Annotated in this window: 16 protein-coding genes; 8 read left to right on the forward strand and 8 right to left on the reverse strand. The window is 43.4% G+C overall.

Features of this window, described 5'->3' with window-relative positions; genetic code table 11:
- Positions 1 to 53 precede the first annotated feature (53 nt).
- The 4 genes from J4N44_RS07155 to metA all read right to left on the reverse strand — a co-directional run bounded on the left by J4N44_RS07155 (position 54) and on the right by metA (position 4,146).
- Entirely contained in the window at positions 54 to 461 is a 408-nt protein-coding gene (locus J4N44_RS07155) for a hypothetical protein (RefSeq protein WP_005451861.1), read from the reverse strand.
- On the reverse strand, positions 445 to 2,022 hold the full coding sequence (locus J4N44_RS07160; RefSeq protein WP_252045013.1) for a S41 family peptidase: 1,578 nt from the start codon (positions 2,020 to 2,022) through the stop codon (positions 445 to 447). The genes J4N44_RS07155 and J4N44_RS07160 overlap by 17 nt, the downstream gene beginning before the upstream one ends.
- A 305-nt stretch (positions 2,023 to 2,327) precedes the next feature.
- Positions 2,328 to 3,056, reverse strand: coding sequence for a type IV pilus biogenesis/stability protein PilW (gene pilW, locus J4N44_RS07165; RefSeq protein ID WP_009698053.1), 729 nt, complete (start codon positions 3,054 to 3,056; stop codon positions 2,328 to 2,330).
- A gap of 148 nt (positions 3,057 to 3,204) precedes the next feature.
- Positions 3,205 to 4,146 (reverse strand): homoserine O-acetyltransferase MetA, encoded by a 942-nt coding sequence (metA, locus tag J4N44_RS07170; RefSeq protein WP_005451864.1) that lies wholly within the window; start codon positions 4,144 to 4,146, stop codon positions 3,205 to 3,207.
- A 583-nt stretch (positions 4,147 to 4,729) separates the two neighbouring features.
- On the opposite strand from metA, the gene J4N44_RS07175 reads away from it, so the two are divergent.
- The 3 genes from J4N44_RS07175 (at position 4,730) to J4N44_RS07185 (ending at position 6,604) form a co-directional block, all read left to right on the forward strand.
- Positions 4,730 to 5,131 (forward strand): DUF6559 family protein, encoded by a 402-nt coding sequence (locus tag J4N44_RS07175; RefSeq protein ID WP_009698050.1) that lies wholly within the window; start codon positions 4,730 to 4,732, stop codon positions 5,129 to 5,131.
- A gap of 306 nt (positions 5,132 to 5,437) precedes the next feature.
- On the forward strand, positions 5,438 to 6,118 hold the full coding sequence (locus J4N44_RS07180; RefSeq protein ID WP_230850146.1) for a hypothetical protein: 681 nt from the start codon (positions 5,438 to 5,440) through the stop codon (positions 6,116 to 6,118).
- A gap of 153 nt (positions 6,119 to 6,271) precedes the next feature.
- Positions 6,272 to 6,604: a DMT family transporter gene (locus J4N44_RS07185; protein WP_005451868.1), complete on the forward strand. Its 333-nt coding sequence runs from the start codon at positions 6,272 to 6,274 to the stop codon at positions 6,602 to 6,604.
- Between the two features lie 95 nt (positions 6,605 to 6,699).
- Here J4N44_RS07185 and J4N44_RS07190 read toward each other — a convergent pair whose 3' ends face one another.
- Together J4N44_RS07190 and J4N44_RS07195 are read right to left on the reverse strand one after the other, a co-directional pair.
- Positions 6,700 to 8,127: an APC family permease gene (locus tag J4N44_RS07190; protein WP_252045014.1), complete on the reverse strand. Its 1,428-nt coding sequence runs from the start codon at positions 8,125 to 8,127 to the stop codon at positions 6,700 to 6,702.
- Positions 8,128 to 8,740: 613 nt separating this feature from the next.
- Positions 8,741 to 9,370 (reverse strand): LysE family translocator, encoded by a 630-nt coding sequence (locus J4N44_RS07195; protein ID WP_009698046.1) that lies wholly within the window; start codon positions 9,368 to 9,370, stop codon positions 8,741 to 8,743.
- 481 nt (positions 9,371 to 9,851) lie between these two features.
- Between J4N44_RS07195 and J4N44_RS07200 the strand changes: the two genes are divergently transcribed.
- The 4 genes from J4N44_RS07200 to J4N44_RS07215 all read left to right on the forward strand — a co-directional run bounded on the left by J4N44_RS07200 (position 9,852) and on the right by J4N44_RS07215 (position 13,237).
- Positions 9,852 to 10,790, forward strand: coding sequence for a LysR family transcriptional regulator (locus J4N44_RS07200; RefSeq protein WP_009696983.1), 939 nt, complete (start codon positions 9,852 to 9,854; stop codon positions 10,788 to 10,790).
- Between the two features lie 242 nt (positions 10,791 to 11,032).
- Positions 11,033 to 11,980, forward strand: a complete 948-nt coding sequence (locus J4N44_RS07205; RefSeq protein ID WP_009696982.1) for an LpxL/LpxP family Kdo(2)-lipid IV(A) lauroyl/palmitoleoyl acyltransferase — start codon at positions 11,033 to 11,035, stop codon at positions 11,978 to 11,980.
- A 104-nt stretch (positions 11,981 to 12,084) separates the two neighbouring features.
- Positions 12,085 to 12,615, forward strand: a complete 531-nt coding sequence (thpR, locus tag J4N44_RS07210) for an RNA 2',3'-cyclic phosphodiesterase (protein ID WP_017188111.1) — start codon at positions 12,085 to 12,087, stop codon at positions 12,613 to 12,615.
- Between the two features lie 49 nt (positions 12,616 to 12,664).
- Positions 12,665 to 13,237 carry a hypothetical protein gene (locus J4N44_RS07215; RefSeq protein WP_017188110.1) on the forward strand — a complete coding sequence of 191 codons (573 nt, stop codon included), beginning with the start codon at positions 12,665 to 12,667 and terminating at the stop codon, positions 13,235 to 13,237.
- Positions 13,238 to 13,328: 91 nt separating this feature from the next.
- Here the strand turns inward: J4N44_RS07215 and J4N44_RS07220 are convergent, their stop codons facing one another.
- Positions 13,329 to 13,766 carry a MarR family winged helix-turn-helix transcriptional regulator gene (locus tag J4N44_RS07220; RefSeq protein WP_017188109.1) on the reverse strand — a complete coding sequence of 146 codons (438 nt, stop codon included), beginning with the start codon at positions 13,764 to 13,766 and terminating at the stop codon, positions 13,329 to 13,331.
- Between the two features lie 203 nt (positions 13,767 to 13,969).
- Here J4N44_RS07220 and J4N44_RS07225 point away from each other — a divergent pair, with 203 nt between their 5' ends.
- Positions 13,970 to 14,272 carry a DUF3861 domain-containing protein gene (locus J4N44_RS07225; RefSeq protein WP_005451880.1) on the forward strand — a complete coding sequence of 101 codons (303 nt, stop codon included), beginning with the start codon at positions 13,970 to 13,972 and terminating at the stop codon, positions 14,270 to 14,272.
- Positions 14,273 to 14,403: 131 nt separating this feature from the next.
- On the opposite strand, the gene J4N44_RS07230 is transcribed toward J4N44_RS07225, so the two are convergent.
- On the reverse strand, positions 14,404 to 15,882 hold the full coding sequence (locus J4N44_RS07230) for a carboxypeptidase M32 (RefSeq protein WP_009696978.1): 1,479 nt from the start codon (positions 15,880 to 15,882) through the stop codon (positions 14,404 to 14,406).
- Between the last annotated feature and the right edge of the window lie 127 nt (positions 15,883 to 16,009).

Consider the following 16,009-nt stretch of genomic DNA (forward strand, 5'->3'; position numbering starts at 1 on the left):
TAGAACGAAAAAAGCACGCTGGTACGTACATGAGGTAACAGCGTGCTTTTTACTTAGTCCTGAATCGGATTTGGTCGACACTGTATGTTGGTCAGAGGAATAAACTTATCGCTCTTCTCGTAATACACTCCGCAATCTTCACCTCGTAGTTGCAACGTATATTGATCAGGCAACTCGGTTTCAGCTCCGTTCAATGACACACCTTGTTCATCCATTAATTGTCCAGATACGATCAAAAGATGAGAGTTGGTTTCAAACGTATTTGACGCGATCTTGGGTGGAACTTGATTGCCTTGAATCGTAGTTATTGCGCGCTGAATCTCCGTTACTGTGTCACCAGAAGTCTTGATGCTCAATGCGTTCACCATATCATCGTTGTTACTTGATGATGAGCAACCCAATAGCATCACACTCATACCCGCTCCGGTAAGCAAGGTCATTGTTTTAGTTAATGTTGACATGAATAGCCTCTTGTCGAAGTGGATCAATCCCTTGATTAAGTGGAGTACCACCTAGCATTGGCATTGCTCTAGGAGCAGGAGCCACTGAAGGCGCAGCAGGGCAGTTACCTGTCGCCATATAGTTGAGAGCGGCAGAAAGCATACCTTCAGAGATATCACCTAACGGTGCATTCATGTCATCTGCCACAACACAGCCTTCCACTTTGTCATCTATACCAATATTAGACGATACAAGATTTTTTGCCGTAGGGATGAAGCCATCTGCAAAATCACCAAAGCCTTTTGCGTTGATCGATTTAAACTGAATAGTGTAGTAAACGCTGCCACAGTTTGCTTCAGGCGAAAACCCGTAAGGTTTACCAGTGGTCGTTGTTCCGATTTGAATTACGTCGACATCGATACCACGAAGTGCGTTGATCAGAAGCTCGCTGGAAGACGCTGTGTTGTCGGTGGTTAGGACATAAACACGTTTGGCGCTTAATGTCGGCAAAGATTTGCTTGTTAATCTGCGTGTCGCCCAGTTAATTTCTTTATCAACGAAATTGTAAACTTTACCGCCTTGACCTGACTTTGTGATTTTGTCGTTGTAAACCAATTGCCCAAAGACTTGATTCTGATTTGCCCCCGATAGCATGTAACCGACTTGTGCCGACTGCCAAATCAAACCGCCGCCGTTGTAACGTAAATCCATCACGACTTCGTCGACATTCGACGAAGACAGGCGATTAAACGCATTTATTAATGGTTGTTGAGCTGTTGCTTCGAATGCGTTGAACTGCATATAGCCAACCGTCTTATCTCCGTAGTTGAACACTTTAACGTTTTTAACCGGAGACGTTGCTACATCTTGCGCTTTGATGGTGACAACTTTCACAGCACCGTTCTTATCAAGAAACGTAAAGGTGTAGTCTTGATTGTTATTTGGAGAGAATAGGGTGTTGTTGATGTAATCAACGTCGGTTTGAAGTGGTGAATTAACCACGTCGACGTGATCAATCTTAATCAGTTTGTCGCCGCGCTCGACACCTTTAAGAGCGGCAGGAGAGTTGTCTTCGGTGTAGGCAATTCGAATATCTCGTGGCTCTGTCCCTTGAATAAACTTCCAATTAAAGCCAAACCCAGACACTAAACCAGATTGTTGAGATTTCATGAAAGCATCATAAGAACGAATGTAGTGAAAACGGTCTTTCTTTTGACCCGTTGCGGTTCTTGCTGGCGTTACTAGCGACTTAAAGTAATCGGAAACAGACGCATAGTTGCTTGGATTATTATCTGGAATTTCGTCATACCATAGATAGGTCTCGTGGCTGAAAGCGCGTAAGAACATTTTTTCGTACATGCTTGAGCCAGCTTGGTCCGGGTACGCTTTGCCTGTGTATGGATCAATCCCCGTCCTTACGTTATTACATTGATTGGCATAGCTACTTGCTGATTGAGAAAAATCGCCTGCTGTCCAAGCCGCGCTGCTGGCAGTTGTCGTGCCGTCTCCACCACCGCCACAACCCTGTAACAGTAAAATAGGGAGAGCTGCCAATACTGCTGTGTTTTTATACTTAAACATGGTTTCCCTTACATCTGTGTTAATTGTATACATAAGTCATTCGCGTTGAGCCAAGGATCTTGAGGTCGCTTGGATATAAACATTGACCTTGTATATAAATTCCTTTTACTGAGGCTTGAATGTATAAATAACTGGTTGCATACCGCAAATGGGAATCATCGCAATGTGGGGACGATCACACTCGTTTATGTTGGAAAATCAACGAGCTTCTGTGTGATACAGAAGCTGCTGAATGAAAGGGAGATCGTTATTCTGAGAGGTGGGTGGATGAATGACTCAGGGCGAAGTATAGAGTTCACTACCCATCAAGACATTCTGTCCAATTGGTACTGATATTTCTTTTCTAACGCTTCGTTTCCTGCTGCACGTTCGAGTTCTACCATGAGGCGAAGGGAAGGCTTTTTAACACCGTACATTTGGTTAAAGCGCATTAAGCGAATTCGCGCATCGGTGTAGTTGCCACTATCGATTTCAAGTTTAGCCAGTTGAAGAATAGACTTAGGACGGTGAGGGTCATGATCGATTGCGCGAGTGAAATAGTATTTCGCCTTTTCTACATCGTCTGACTTAAGCGCACAAAAACCGGCGTTCTCATAACTTGCAGGGATAAGGTAGTAATAAGGCTGCTCAATTGCACGATTAAACATTTTGTCGGCTTGTTTGTACTCCCCTTGTTTACAAAGGAATGTGCCGTAGTTATTGAGTACGTTTCCGTTCTTCGCGTTTTGGCGTAATGAGCGTTTGTACATTTGTTCCGCTTTGACATCTTCTCCGACAGTTTCGTAATAATGCGCCATCGAGAGTTGTGCACGGTAATAGCTAGGTGCATGGGTTAAAGCTTGTTGAAGGTTATCGTGAGCACGAATCATACTTCCGCTTTCAAGGTAACCTAGACCTAAAGCGATACGTGATTCAGCCATAGCGACAGGATCTGCTTTAACGACAGGGCTTTTACCGTCTTCATTTACGGTCACACATCCCATCAATCCCATCTGTATGACGAGAACTGCTGCACCAAGCTTTACGATTTTCATTTATTTTTCCTGCGTCCCTGTTCCACAGAGCATGATATGAATTACAGTGCAAAAGCCTAATGAGGAAAAATTACTATGCGATCAGGTTAGCAAACTGATACAAAAAAGCCGCCAGTTGGCGGCTTAGTTCACATTCTAATTCAGCGACTTAATCGTCTTTTGTAAATGCATCTTCACTGAAGTGGTCCAGATCATAAGGCGTTTGTTGGTAAACGCAGTAGTTAAGCCAGTTAGAGAATAGTAAGTGACCATGACTACGCCAACTCGCGCATGGCGGATTATCTGGATTATTATTTGGGTAGTAATTGATTGGAATTGCAGGTTCCATGCCTTCACCCAGATCGCGAATGTACTCGTTATGAAGAGTATGGGAATCGTATTCAGGATGACCGGTCACAAAGACATTACGTTTGTCTTTGGTTGTTGCCAGATAAACGCCAGCAACATCAGATGTCGCGAGAATATCAAGATCAGTGTGCTCTTCTAAAAACTCCGGTGAAAAATCTGCATAGCGAGAGTGCGGCGCTAAAAATGTATCATCGAAGCCTCGTAAAAGGGGATGGTACTGGTGGTGAATGTTATGGTGATATACACCGGACAGTTTTTCTTTACGTGTTTTCTTTGGCAAGTTGTAGAGAAGCTTCAAACCAGCTTGCGCTGCCCAACACACGTAAAGAGTCGAAGTGACGTGGTCTTTTGCCCACTCCATAATGGTTTTCAAGTGGTCCCAATAGATGACATCCTCGAACTGAACCAAGCCTAGCGGCGCTCCCGTGATGATAAGACCATCGAAGTTTTTACCTTTTACCATCTCAAACTGGCGGTAGAAGGTATCAAGGTGTTCAGTCGGTGTATTCTTGCTTGGACGATTGTCGATTCGAAGTAGCTCAACATTAACTTGCAAAGGGCTATTGGAAAGTAGGCGAAGAAACTGCGTTTCGGTCTCAATCTTTTTTGGCATCAAATTGAGAATAAGCACTCGCAATGGACGGATTTCCTGACTCGCCGCTCGACTCTCGCTCATCACAAAGATGTTTTCTGTCCTTAATACATCACTAGCGGGTAATTGATCTGGAATTCTAATTGGCACGGCTTTCTCTCCCTAAGCTTAACTTTTTAGACGTCTATACTTCTAAAGCTAACGTAATTGCTTGCGGATGTCGACATGAAATGTGACTTTGAGCGGGATTTCTTTTCATATGGCTATGGCTCAACCTCAGCAGAAGCTTGCGTTGTAAACCCAAGTGACTCGTTGCCGATTCTTGACTTAGACCCACTAGACCTTTAAATCGCCGCCGCGTCTACAAACCAAGTCATTCTCTCGGAACCTAGCATTTAGAGATTACTTGGGTATACATCTGAGCGATGACAAGAAATCGATAACTCATCTTGATACATCTAGTGGCGAATAATAAGACACGCTATGTTCCATGACAGCTGATGAAATTTAGCTCAGTGCTGTCAGGTCATGTCGATAAGAAAACACAAACTACCAACTGTGATTGCTGCAAGATTTCTGAATACATTTTTGTGAAACACAGAGCGTAGAGTTTGAAGGCAATTATGAGATCGAGTTAGTATAATTTTTGAACCCTAATACTAAAAACACGAAAGGGTTCACCAACTCGTGCTTATGTACACAGTTTGGATAATCATCGTCAGCGGAGGATATCATGTTCGGTATTTTTAAGAGAAAAGAGACCATTCAGAGCATCGCACATCAAGTTCCTAATGTTTTACTTAGAGAGTTTGGCGATAAGAACAGCTACTCACCAGATGAAGTTGATAAGGCGCTATTAGAGCTAGGTCATGAGAAACATCGCGATATGACGCGCTATCAATATGCGTATGGGATGTTTACTAGTCTCGCGAGTTACGAGCAGTTGGGCTTAACGCAAGAGCTCGGTAATTATGGGCACTTCCAACGCGAAGTCGGTAAAATGTTGTTGAATACACCAGAACCTATTGATATGCATATTTACTTTGAGCTTGCTCAACAACATCACTTAAGTGGCGGTCAAGCCAATGTTGGTAATGAAGCCAATGTCGTCGATAGTGTTGATGGCGGTTATTAGTACGATCATTTCAAATTCATTTCCTTGCAGGCTTTCCACACCATTCAGAGCAGAGCTAATAGCGGTATTTCGATGAGCGGGCACAAAGTTCCGAGTGTTACGCTCACTCAAGTTCGTTAGAAGGTACCGTCAAAAGTCCGTAATCTCCTTTTTTAGCTAGCGTATTTTTAGTTTTTCATGCGTGTCTGTGTGCATATTTTGACGTTGGTCAAAAATGTGCCAGTTTCTCTCTCGCTTATATTCATCTTGTCCAATACTAATCTGAAGTTGGCTTTCAGTTTTGGAACAAAGATCATGGAGAGGGATATGCAAAGGTGGCTTAGCGCACTCACACTCGCGGGATTAGCGGGATGCAGTTTGTCTAATGAGATTTATATGGAAGGACGAACTCTTTACTTTAACGGTGAGATTACAGCAGAGAAAGTAGCAGAGGCAATTGAGTTAGCAAATGTTCAACCAAATGGTGTGGTTGCCATGATGATTGACAGTGACTCTGGTGAATATCGTCCTGCTATGGAACTTGGACGCTGGGTTTATACCAACCAAGTCCATTTGATCGTCAATGGTACATGTGCGTCTGCCTGTGCGAATTATGTATTAACCGCAGCACCGAGCACCTTAGTGATGAAAGGCTCTGATGTACTTTGGTTTGGCGGTGCCATGCAAGATGAATGGGATGTCGATGGCTTTGATCAGAAAGAGCTTGAGCAATGGCAACAGTCGCTCAGCTTATGGCGTCAACATGAGGACGCGTTTTTCGCCTTGGTTGATGTTAACCCTAAGATCACCATGTTTGGTCATATGAATAAACGCGAGAAATTACACAAAGCAGGGTGTGATATCGACGATGCGGCGTGGATGTACCATATTGATGATATGCAAAAGCTTGGACTGAATAATATCGTTTATGCAGACCCAGACGCTTTGATCACAGCACGGAAAGATGCACCTGGTTGCGTCATCAATTTGGAAGATTCTGACTTTTGAGTGTGATTATTACACCTGCGTAAATGTGAGTTGCATCACTTTTTATAGCGCGCTGACGGATTTTGATTATAATGCGCCGCTCAGAGATTCGATATGTCATCGAGTTCAGGTTAATTGAGCGTTGATTGCCTTATGTTCAAAATGCTTGTTTCTATGCCTCCATTGGTTGCGTTGTCTATTGCTATCGTGTGTGAGGTGATTGCAACTTCTTCTATTCCTAAAACTGAACAGTTTACCAAGTTGATGCCAAGTACCGTGGTTATTATCGGTTATGGCATCGCTTTCTTTCTATTGTCTGTCACTGTGAAAAGTATGCCTGTTGGTCTTGTGTACGCAATTTGGAGTGGGGCAGGCATTGTTCTTGTTGCTGCGGTTGGCTACTTCCTATACGGACAAAAGCTCGATCTTGCAGCTATCGTCGGTATTGGTTTTATTCTTACTGGCGTAATGATTGTGAACTTGCTGTCTAAGACGGTCGGTCACTAATCCAAAAGTTTATCAATAAAAAAGCCGCGAATGATTCGCGGCTTTTTGTTATCTGAAGAAACACTTTTTTGCTATCTAAAGAAACATTGATCAGATTAATTCGCCATCGCTTCAATCAATTGACCTTGTTGGCGACGCTTACGGTTGCGGTACATCACCGCTGCAATTGCTGGCAAGCTGAAGGCGATAAAGCCAAGAATCAAAGCGTAAGCACCAGTTTGAGCACTAATGCCTGCTGGTACATCGAATGAAACGAAGATAGTTACTAAGCAACTGACCAAGCCAAGTGTTGCGACTAACATCATACCGAACTTGCCGCCAGGCACGCGGAATGGACGTTCAATATCTGCATGTTTACGGCGTGATACCAAGAAGCTTACGAAGATACAGATGTACATCACCATGTAGAGCTGAGTCATTAGAATATTCAATAGCCACATGCCTTGGTTCACGTTTGGTACCAAGATAAACACCAAAGAAAGCACACTCACAATCGCACCTTGTAGCAAAAGAAGTGGAACCGGCGCTTGGTTCTTATTTTCTTTTGATAGCGTCAGTGGCATGAAGTGGTCTTTTGCGGCGACGTGTAGGCTCTTGGTTGGTGCAATGATCCAGTTGTTTAGGCTCGCTAAGCTGCCAAACACAATGGCAAGTGCGATAACTGGCAGCATGAATGACATGTTCAAATCATCAAAGAACGCTTTGAATGCCAGAATTACGCCCTCGCTCAAGCTGGAATGATCGCTGGATACTACGGAAGAGATGGAAAGTGAACATGCAGTCAAAGAGACTAAAATCAACACAGTTGAAGCAATCAGCGCCTTAGGGTAAGTCTTTTGCGGATTGTCGACTTCACTCGCGTAAGACGTGGTTATCTCAAGTCCTGTTAGAGAAAGCACAACTGCTGTAAAGCCTGCACCAATACCATCTTGCGAGAAATCCGGTAGCCAGTCAGACGCATGACGCAGGGAGATATGCGATTCACTAGGGTTGCTATAAGCCCAGTAACCGCCCAAGCCGATGATCAGTAGGATAGGGAAGATAAGCCCCAAAGTGCCAAACACATTGGTGATGAGCGAAGACAAACGCAAACCAAAGATGTTGACCAAGGTCAGAGCCCAGAAAATCACGTTAATCATGATCAACATAAAGATGTTGTTTTGTGCCAGTTCAGGGAAGAAAGGATACGCACCAGTCGCGACGATGAATGAAATGAGCGGTGGGTAGTACACAATGTTCTCGGCATACTGATACCACACGGTCGCAAAACCAAAGTTTGGACCTAACGTCTCTTTACCCCATAAATACACACCGCCTTGTTGCGGATAAGTGGTACTCAATTCTGCACAAACTAATGCGGTTGGAACGAAGAAGCAAAGACCAGCCAATAGAAAGAAAGAGATGGCGTGACTACCAAATAAGGCGGCACCCGGAATGTTCCTTATACTGTCGACGGACGTAACCGTAATCATGATGACAGAAAAGACACTGAGTTTGACGGCGGATTTGGCGATATTGCTCATTCGATACCTTTAATGATCGAGCCACGAGTTCTGGATGCGAACCCGCGTGCTACAAGTAAGACCGGCGTATTGTAGGGCTGCAAGAATCTGTGGGTATATAGCCAAAAATGGTATGTATTTACCCAAAAATGAACCGAAATCTCGGTGGCTTAATCGTAATCAATTTAAACGTTTGCTCTGGTCAAAAAACACAAAATTGAGTTAAAAAATGCATATTAATAAATGTGTTTATAGCGAATTATTTATTACCGAAAATATGGAAATTTAGCAGATTTTTGCCAATGTTTGACTCTCACCTTGGGGGAAGGTCTAGATTGGATACGACCAACAAGTTGTAGAAGATGGAGAAAATGATGGGATGTTGTAATCAAGCACCAAAAGGTGGCACCGGAAAACTATCGTATTTATTAGGTTTAGTAGCAGCACTGTTTGTTGTGATCTTATTGTTGGCTGCGGTATTTGGCTAACATAAAAAGACACCGAACGCACGTTGTTGAACCAAGTCGTGCTCTTTAAATAAGCACTTCGAGGGGCTTAGGTGTAAGTTAAAACGGTATAAAATAAAAACACGCCAAAGAGCGTGTTTTTGTTCGTTCAGAAAAACTCGTTGTGTCTAAAACCGAGTATTTGCTAACCCTACGCCGAAAGAGATAAATAATGCACCGCTAACGTAGTTCAACCACTTGCTGGTTTTCGAAGAAGTAAGCAGTACTTTCAATTTCGTTGCGAAGAAAATTACGAATAAATACCAACTTGCCACAATACCTGCTTGCAGTGCTCCTAGAATCATACTCTGCTCAAGAATATGTTCTGGTTGTACAAACTGTGGGAAAATCGACAGATAAAATAGCACGATCTTCGGGTTAAGAAGGTTAGTGAGTAATCCTTTCACAAAGGCTTGTTTAAGAGTTTGTTCTTCAACTTTACGATCGAGCTTTAACTTCTGGTCAGCCAGTTTAAGACCGCTTTTTAGGTTGTTGATCCCCAACCAAACCAAATACGCAACGCCCATCCATTTAAGAATGTTGAACGCCAATGCCGATTGAGAAAGCAGCAAGCTCAACCCTTTTGCGGATACAAACGCATGAATCATAAAGCCAAGTGCCACACCAAGGATGTTAGCAATGGCAAAGCGGCGGCTCTGCGTCAGTGCAGTAAACAGTATCAACAAGGCATTGGGACCTGGAATTATCGCTAGAAAGAAAACAATTCCGCCGAAAGCCAACAAGGTATCGAGGTTCATGGTTATTCCAATAGAAAGGTTACACGCTGTTTATACACCTGCTTGTGTTTAAAAACAAACGACTATACCCAAGTAACTTCAAGATGCAGGATTCAGAGCGTTGTCATTGATTCGAGAGTAAGGAAAACAACGCAGTGTAATAGCCAGCTCTTTCCAAGTTGTTTGACGCAGCAATCGGGTCAATGACACGCTCCCAAAGGGCACTCTTTGCAAATAGTAAGGGCCTTGGCTTGTATACTTTGTTGCCGATTCTTGATTTAGACCCACTAAACCTTTAAATCGCCGCCGCGTCTACAAACCAAGTCAGTCTCGCTGAACCTAGCATATCGAGGTTACTTGGGTATATCAGAATTCTATTTGGCAGAAGGGGCAATGTAGATCAAGTAGGTTAACTGACTTAAGTAAAAGTGAGTTTTCAAACATGCTTATCTTTTCTAAAGCATTATAATCAACAGAAAATTATCAAATAGGATTAGATAATATGTTGCTTGAAGATCTGCAAGTCGTGCTCAAAGTCGCTGAGTTTCGGAGTATCACTGGGGCTGCTACAGCCCTCGATATGAGAACAGCAACGGCCAGTGCAGCAGTGAAAAGGGTTGAAGCTTCTTTAGGTGCGGAGCTATTCGTTCGTACTACACGCCATTTACGTTTGTCCAGCGCCGGCGAACGTTACCTTCCTCAATGTGAAAAAGCGCTAGAGATGTTAGAACATGCAAAGCAGAACATGCGTGAGGATCTCGATATCATTGATGGAGAGGTGCGTATTGCGCTCTCTTCTGATTTAGGGCGCAATTTGGTTACGCCATGGTTGGATGAATTCATGGATAGCTACCCAAAAGTCACATTGCGAAGCAACATCAGTGACAGCAACATAGATTTTTACCGTGATTCGGTTGATATGGCGTTGCGTTATGGTGCGCCCACGGATTCCAGTATGTATGGTTTTAAAATCTGTAACGTACCTCGATTATTGTGCGCTACACCCGAGTATCTCAATCTCGCAGGAACACCGAAGCATCCGCAAGATTTAGCTGAGCACAATGGGTTGCTTTATCAGTTGCACGATACGTTGCAAGATGTCTGGGGGTTCTCTGATGGCAGTGCTGAATACAAAGTGAAACTTAAAGGAAACCGAGCTTCGAATGACGGAGACTTAGTTCGACGTTGGTGTGTTTCAGGCAAAGGATTAGCCATTAAGTCTTGTCTAGACATGTCGCAGGACTTACTGGATGGCAAGGTAATGAATGTCATGAGTGAATATAAACCGACGCCGACGGAGCTATGGTTAATTTGCCCAAGCCGGCAGTCTATAACGCCAACGGTAAGGCTACTTAGAGATCTGTTTAGAGAGAAAACAAACGCTATTCTGTCTGAATTAGTAAAAGAGAATGTATTAGATAGCGAAGTTTTAAAACTCTAGTCTTAACTCGTCGCCTTTTGTAACCACGAAAGGCGGCTTTTTTGTGTCCATTCGACGAAAATCACGACCTTTATGTTCAAGTTGATAGGTCTGACCGCAATATCGGAAAGTTCTTATTGTGTGTTGTGTTAAAGAGCCCTAGAATCCGCGCGCTTTAGTTTTTGTAATAAGCACAGCCAATGATTTTAATCTCTATCATTGTTTTTAGAACTTTATAGGCGAACTCGTCTGATGACACATTCATGAATAAGCATACTGCACCAAAATTCAAGGCAGAATTTCTGGCTCCTCGCTACTGGGGCACATTGATCATTATCGGCATCATGTATCTTTTTAGTCTCCTCCCATTTCGTGTTCAACTCGCGCTAGGAAGCGGAATTGGTCGTCTTGCTATGCGATTAATGAAAAAGCGACAAGTCACGATCAAACGTAATTTAGAACTATGTTTTCCAGCGATGAGTGAACAAGAGCGTAATGCGATTTTAAAAGATAACATCGACAACGCAGGTATTGCCTTATTCGAAACCGCGATGGCATGGTTCTGGTCGGATAAACGCGTGAACAAACACGTGACAATTGAAGGTATGGAGCACATCGAAGCGCTTGAGAAACAAGGGAAGGGCGTATTAATGTTAGCGGTTCACTCAATGAACCTAGAATTAGGTGCTCGTGCGTTTGGCATCAAAAAATCTGGTTCTGGTGTTTACCGACCAAACAACAACCCCTGTTTTGACTACTTTCAATACAAGGGACGCTCTCGTTCGAATCGTACATTGATCGATCGTAAAAATGTTAAGGGCATGCTTGAAGCACTCAATACTGGTCATCGTGTTTGGTACGCACCGGATCATGACTATGGTACGCGTCGCTCGACGTTTGCACCTTTGTTTGCAGTAAAGCGTGCATGCACTACGACAGGAACAAGCTTGCTCGTCGATTCAACAGACTGCGCAATAGTACCATTTACCATGGTTCGTGGTAGCGATGGTCACTATACATTGACCCTTCGTGCTCCTGTTGAAGGTTTTCCGAAAAATGCCCCAGACCAAGCGGCAGTGTTTGTAAACAAGATCGTAGAACAATCGATCATGGCATGTCCGAGTCAATATATGTGGTTGCACCGTCGTTTTAAGACACGCCCTGATGGTGAATGCTGTTTGTATAAACCTCAACTTGCACCCGCAATGTGAACACCAAGCCCAGACGTTTGTTCTAGGCTTTCTTTTATCTGTTGATTCATTTCCATAGGCTTGTTTGCCACAATATGGATATTCTGGCTTTAAGGACGTTAATGATGAGATTGTTTTTTGCAATGACGTTTGACGATGCAAGTAAGTCAAAGCTCAAACTGATTCAAGATAAGCTGAAGCAAAAGGGAATAGAAGGGCGTTATACCCGAAAAGACAACTTCCATATTACTTTGGCGTTTATTGGTGAATCGACCAACGAGGAAACTCAGCAACTCACAAAGATTCTCCACACAGTCACGCCTTCTTGCGATCAGATTGTCGTCGATCATCTCGGCACGTTCCATCAAAGTGGTAGACAGTTAGCTTGGCTAGGCATCAAGAACAATCCCGCCATAGCAGAACGACAAAATGCATTAATAGAAACTCTAGAGCACCATGGGTTTGTGACAGAGTCACGCACGTACGTCCCCCACATTACATTAGCTCGACATGTCGAAAAACAAGCCCCTTTGGATGAGGTTCTTATTTCACCGCTAACAATACCAATTTACTCCATCGCATTGATGGAAAGTAAAACGATAGAGGGGCAATTGAGCTATCAAGTTATCGAAGAAGTCGCTTGTTCATCTTCTTGATGATGTTTATGTTATTAAAACTGTCAGCAATGGAGTAAGGAGGTAAGTAATGGAAATACTCGACTATCAAATGGATGATGCTTCGATACACGCACTAAAGCGCATTGTAGGATTAGAATGCAAGTTAATGACAAGTTTTGATAATACGTGCCTTGAATCAGATCCGGTGACAAGCTTATCTCCATTGTTTTTTCAGATGCCTACTGGTTTTGTTGAGCTAACAAATGAGTGGCACACAAGCCCCCAAGGTCATGACTTTCATTTGCCAGTAGCAAGGTTTGTCGATGAGCTGAATCCACAAGAGGTAAAGCTGACACAGCTTGAAGGCGTGAGGTTTTGCGAAGAAGCTAAAGTGATCGAGTGTATCGACGTCATTCGATTACGCAGCCGTAAAGCAGTAAAAGAAAATTTGGCTGATAAAGCGTTTGTCCCTTCTTCAGAAGTTGTTATCTACGACTATGGGCTCAACATTATGTTTGTTGATGGCACTTGTATTGCCGTAAAAACGGAAGATGATTCGATCTTGGGTGAGTGGCTTATTTCTAATGAAGCAATTGAGCCGTATCACCTTGAAGATGTTTACCAAGAAACATTAGAAATTCGTAGCCGGATAAGAGCTTAATTGGAGAGAGCAGCACGCGTTGCTCTCTTATTCAATCACGATCATGGAAAATAACCGCTAATACTCATAAAAGTTTGGAGGCTACGTGAGTTTACTTGCTGTCTTTTTTCGCTAAATTATCAGCTAACTTACCTGCAGTAATCTGAAATGCGGCAAGGTCGTCGTCCGACACATCTAGCGTCATCTTTTGAAAGATCTTGGCGTCGACCGTTTTGATCTTCGCTAACACATCATTGCCTTTCTCGGTGGTCAATAAACATTGGCTGCGCTTATCGTCTGGGTTTGGTGTTTTCTCAATAAAGCCTTCTTCAATCAATGTTTTAATTAAGCGTGTAACCTGCGCTTTATCTCTATTTAAGAAGTTCACTACATCCATTGCTGTGCAAGGTGACTGCTTGCTGATGATTTTTATAACGCGCACATGCATAGGTGCGATAGGGAGTTCTAGTTGCTCTATTTGCTCGTGCAGTTGACGCTTCAAAGCGTGTACGAGTTGGAATAGATTATCCAGCGATTTTGGATTCGACATGTAACACTCCAAGTGAAAGTGGTTGACATTATCAACTAAATAATTATAGTTGACATTATCAACTTAATTGAAAGCAACTTCAAGAGCTAGAATTGAATAACAGAATCCTTAGCAATGGTGTTGATGACCATAACATCCGTGACCATCAAACCAAAGATTGAACGCTTTTTAACAAGCTGATGAATTTTGATTGGAGAAATGAGATGAGAAAAGACAACTGCTACCGCATCACCATTGAAGAAGTAAATGTTGAAGAAGGGTGTGAAGCAAGAAGCTTGAGTTTTGAAGTTCAAGATCGTGAAGACATGCTAAACATTGTTGAGAAGCTTAATCAGGGCAGTGGATTAGAGCCAACTGATGCGACTCGTGTTGGTGTAGCGCTTCGCCTGCTGGGACCCGTGATGATGAAAGATCGTAAACATCCGTTGTTTATTGACTTTATGCCGCACTTTAGAAATTTCATGCAAAACTTGAAAAGCACAGTGAAGCGTCAACAAGCTCAATGATCGATTTTACTGTGTTTTATACCCAAGTCATTCTCGCTGAACCAAGCATCTCGAGGTTATTTGGGGATAAATTTAAAACTAATAAAAAGGCTGGTATTTCACCAGCCTTTTTGGTTTTTCAAAAGCAAATCTTACTTACCAAGATAACGGCTTTCTAAGTGTGCTTTAAAGTGTTTCGCGTTTAATACATCGCCTGTAGCTTGGCTTACCAAGTCGTCAGTAGACAACAAGCTGCCTTTACTCCAGATGTTATCAGATAGCCAAGTGAAGATTGGGGATAGATCTCCAGAGCGAATCGCTCCATCTACATCAACCGTTTGCTTCATTGCAGCCATGAATTGAGCTGCATACATTGCACCGAGCGTGTAGGAAGGGAAGTAACCAAAGGCACCGTCCGTCCAGTGAATGTCTTGCATACAGCCATTCTTGAAGTTACCTTCTGTTGACAGACCTAAGTAAGCCTTCATCTTCTCATTCCACAGTTCTGGAACGTCAGTGTGCTTAATAACGCCATTCATGAGATCGCGTTCAATTTCGTAACGCAAGATAACGTGAGCAGGATAAGTCAGTTCATCAGCATCGACACGGATGAAACCTTTCTCCACGTGAGTGTAGATTTTCGACAAGTTGTCTTGAGCAAACTCAGGACCTTCGAAATGGTTAGAAGCCAGACGAGCAAGGTGTTCAACAAAGGCTTGGCTGCGACCTACTTGCATCTCGAAGAACAGAGATTGAGATTCGTGGATACCCATTGAACGAGCTTCACCAGCCGTAGTGCCTGCTAATGATTTTGGCAGACCTTGCTCGTAACGCGCGTGACCTGTTTCATGTACGATGCCCATCAATGATTGCACGAACTCTTTTTCGTCGTAGCGAGTGGTAATACGAACGTCAGTAGGAACGCCACCACAGAATGGGTGAACACTTTCATCAAGACGACCATGTTCGAAGTCAAATTGAAGCAGCTTCATGACTTCCAGCCCCAATGCTTTTTGTTTTTCAGCCGGGTAATGACCGTTCGGAAGCAGGATGTTGTTGGCTTTTTGCTTCTCGATGGCTTCATCAATCATTGATGGTAACCATGTTTTTACGTCCGTAAACAACACGTCTAGAGACGCGGATGTTGTGCCTGGTTCGTACAGCTCCAGCATGGCATCGTAAGGTGATGTGCCAGCAGCTTCTGCACGAATTTGAGCTTCTTCTTGAGACAGTTTAACGACTTCTGCCCAGTTTTTTTCGAAACCAGCCCAGTCATCATTTCCACGTTGGCTACGCCACGCATGTTCACACTTAGAACCTGCGAGAGATTGCGCTTGTACTAAAGATTCAGGCAGTAGATTCGCTTGCTGCCAATCGCGTTTCATTTCACGCAGTACGGCTTGATCTTGCGTTGATAATGACTCTTCTTCTGCTTGTGCAAATAGATCACCTAAATGAGGTTGAGTCATAAGAGAGTGAATGTGGACATTAAGTTCTGCCATTGCATTAGAACGGGCTTCCGCACCGCCTGATGGCATAACGGCAGCTTGGTCCCACCCTACGATGGAGGCTAAGTGACCAAAGTTAGAGACTTTTTTTGAATGTTCGACGAGTTTTTGAAATGCGCTCATGTGACTACTCTTTGTTATGTTCTTTCCTTAAACGCCCCAAGCGGGGTCCTTGAACGTACTGTTCGAATCCCTCAGCACCGATGCAGAAAAAGTGCCGCATCAAGAGAATGCCGATAGAGAAGTGTTG

The organism is Vibrio sp. SCSIO 43155 (genome assembly GCF_023716605.1).
Taxonomy (GTDB): domain Bacteria; phylum Pseudomonadota; class Gammaproteobacteria; order Enterobacterales; family Vibrionaceae; genus Vibrio; species Vibrio harveyi.

Coding starts and splice junctions, on each gene's coding strand:
- J4N44_RS07155 (WP_005451861.1), bottom strand. CDS start 461: ATGTCAACATTAACTAAAACAATGACCTTGCTTACCGGAGCGGGTATG.
- J4N44_RS07160 (WP_252045013.1), bottom strand. CDS start 2,022: ATGTTTAAGTATAAAAACACAGCAGTATTGGCAGCTCTCCCTATTTTA.
- pilW (WP_009698053.1), bottom strand. CDS start 3,056: ATGAAAATCGTAAAGCTTGGTGCAGCAGTTCTCGTCATACAGATGGGA.
- J4N44_RS07175 (WP_009698050.1), top strand. CDS start 4,730: ATGTTCGGTATTTTTAAGAGAAAAGAGACCATTCAGAGCATCGCACAT.
- J4N44_RS07180 (WP_230850146.1), top strand. CDS start 5,438: ATGCAAAGGTGGCTTAGCGCACTCACACTCGCGGGATTAGCGGGATGC.
- J4N44_RS07185 (WP_005451868.1), top strand. CDS start 6,272: ATGCCTCCATTGGTTGCGTTGTCTATTGCTATCGTGTGTGAGGTGATT.
- J4N44_RS07190 (WP_252045014.1), bottom strand. CDS start 8,127: ATGAGCAATATCGCCAAATCCGCCGTCAAACTCAGTGTCTTTTCTGTC.
- J4N44_RS07195 (WP_009698046.1), bottom strand. CDS start 9,370: ATGAACCTCGATACCTTGTTGGCTTTCGGCGGAATTGTTTTCTTTCTA.
- J4N44_RS07200 (WP_009696983.1), top strand. CDS start 9,852: ATGTTGCTTGAAGATCTGCAAGTCGTGCTCAAAGTCGCTGAGTTTCGG.
- J4N44_RS07205 (WP_009696982.1), top strand. CDS start 11,033: ATGAATAAGCATACTGCACCAAAATTCAAGGCAGAATTTCTGGCTCCT.
- thpR (WP_017188111.1), top strand. CDS start 12,085: ATGAGATTGTTTTTTGCAATGACGTTTGACGATGCAAGTAAGTCAAAG.
- J4N44_RS07215 (WP_017188110.1), top strand. CDS start 12,665: ATGGAAATACTCGACTATCAAATGGATGATGCTTCGATACACGCACTA.
- J4N44_RS07220 (WP_017188109.1), bottom strand. CDS start 13,766: ATGTCGAATCCAAAATCGCTGGATAATCTATTCCAACTCGTACACGCT.
- J4N44_RS07225 (WP_005451880.1), top strand. CDS start 13,970: ATGAGAAAAGACAACTGCTACCGCATCACCATTGAAGAAGTAAATGTT.
- J4N44_RS07230 (WP_009696978.1), bottom strand. CDS start 15,882: ATGAGCGCATTTCAAAAACTCGTCGAACATTCAAAAAAAGTCTCTAAC.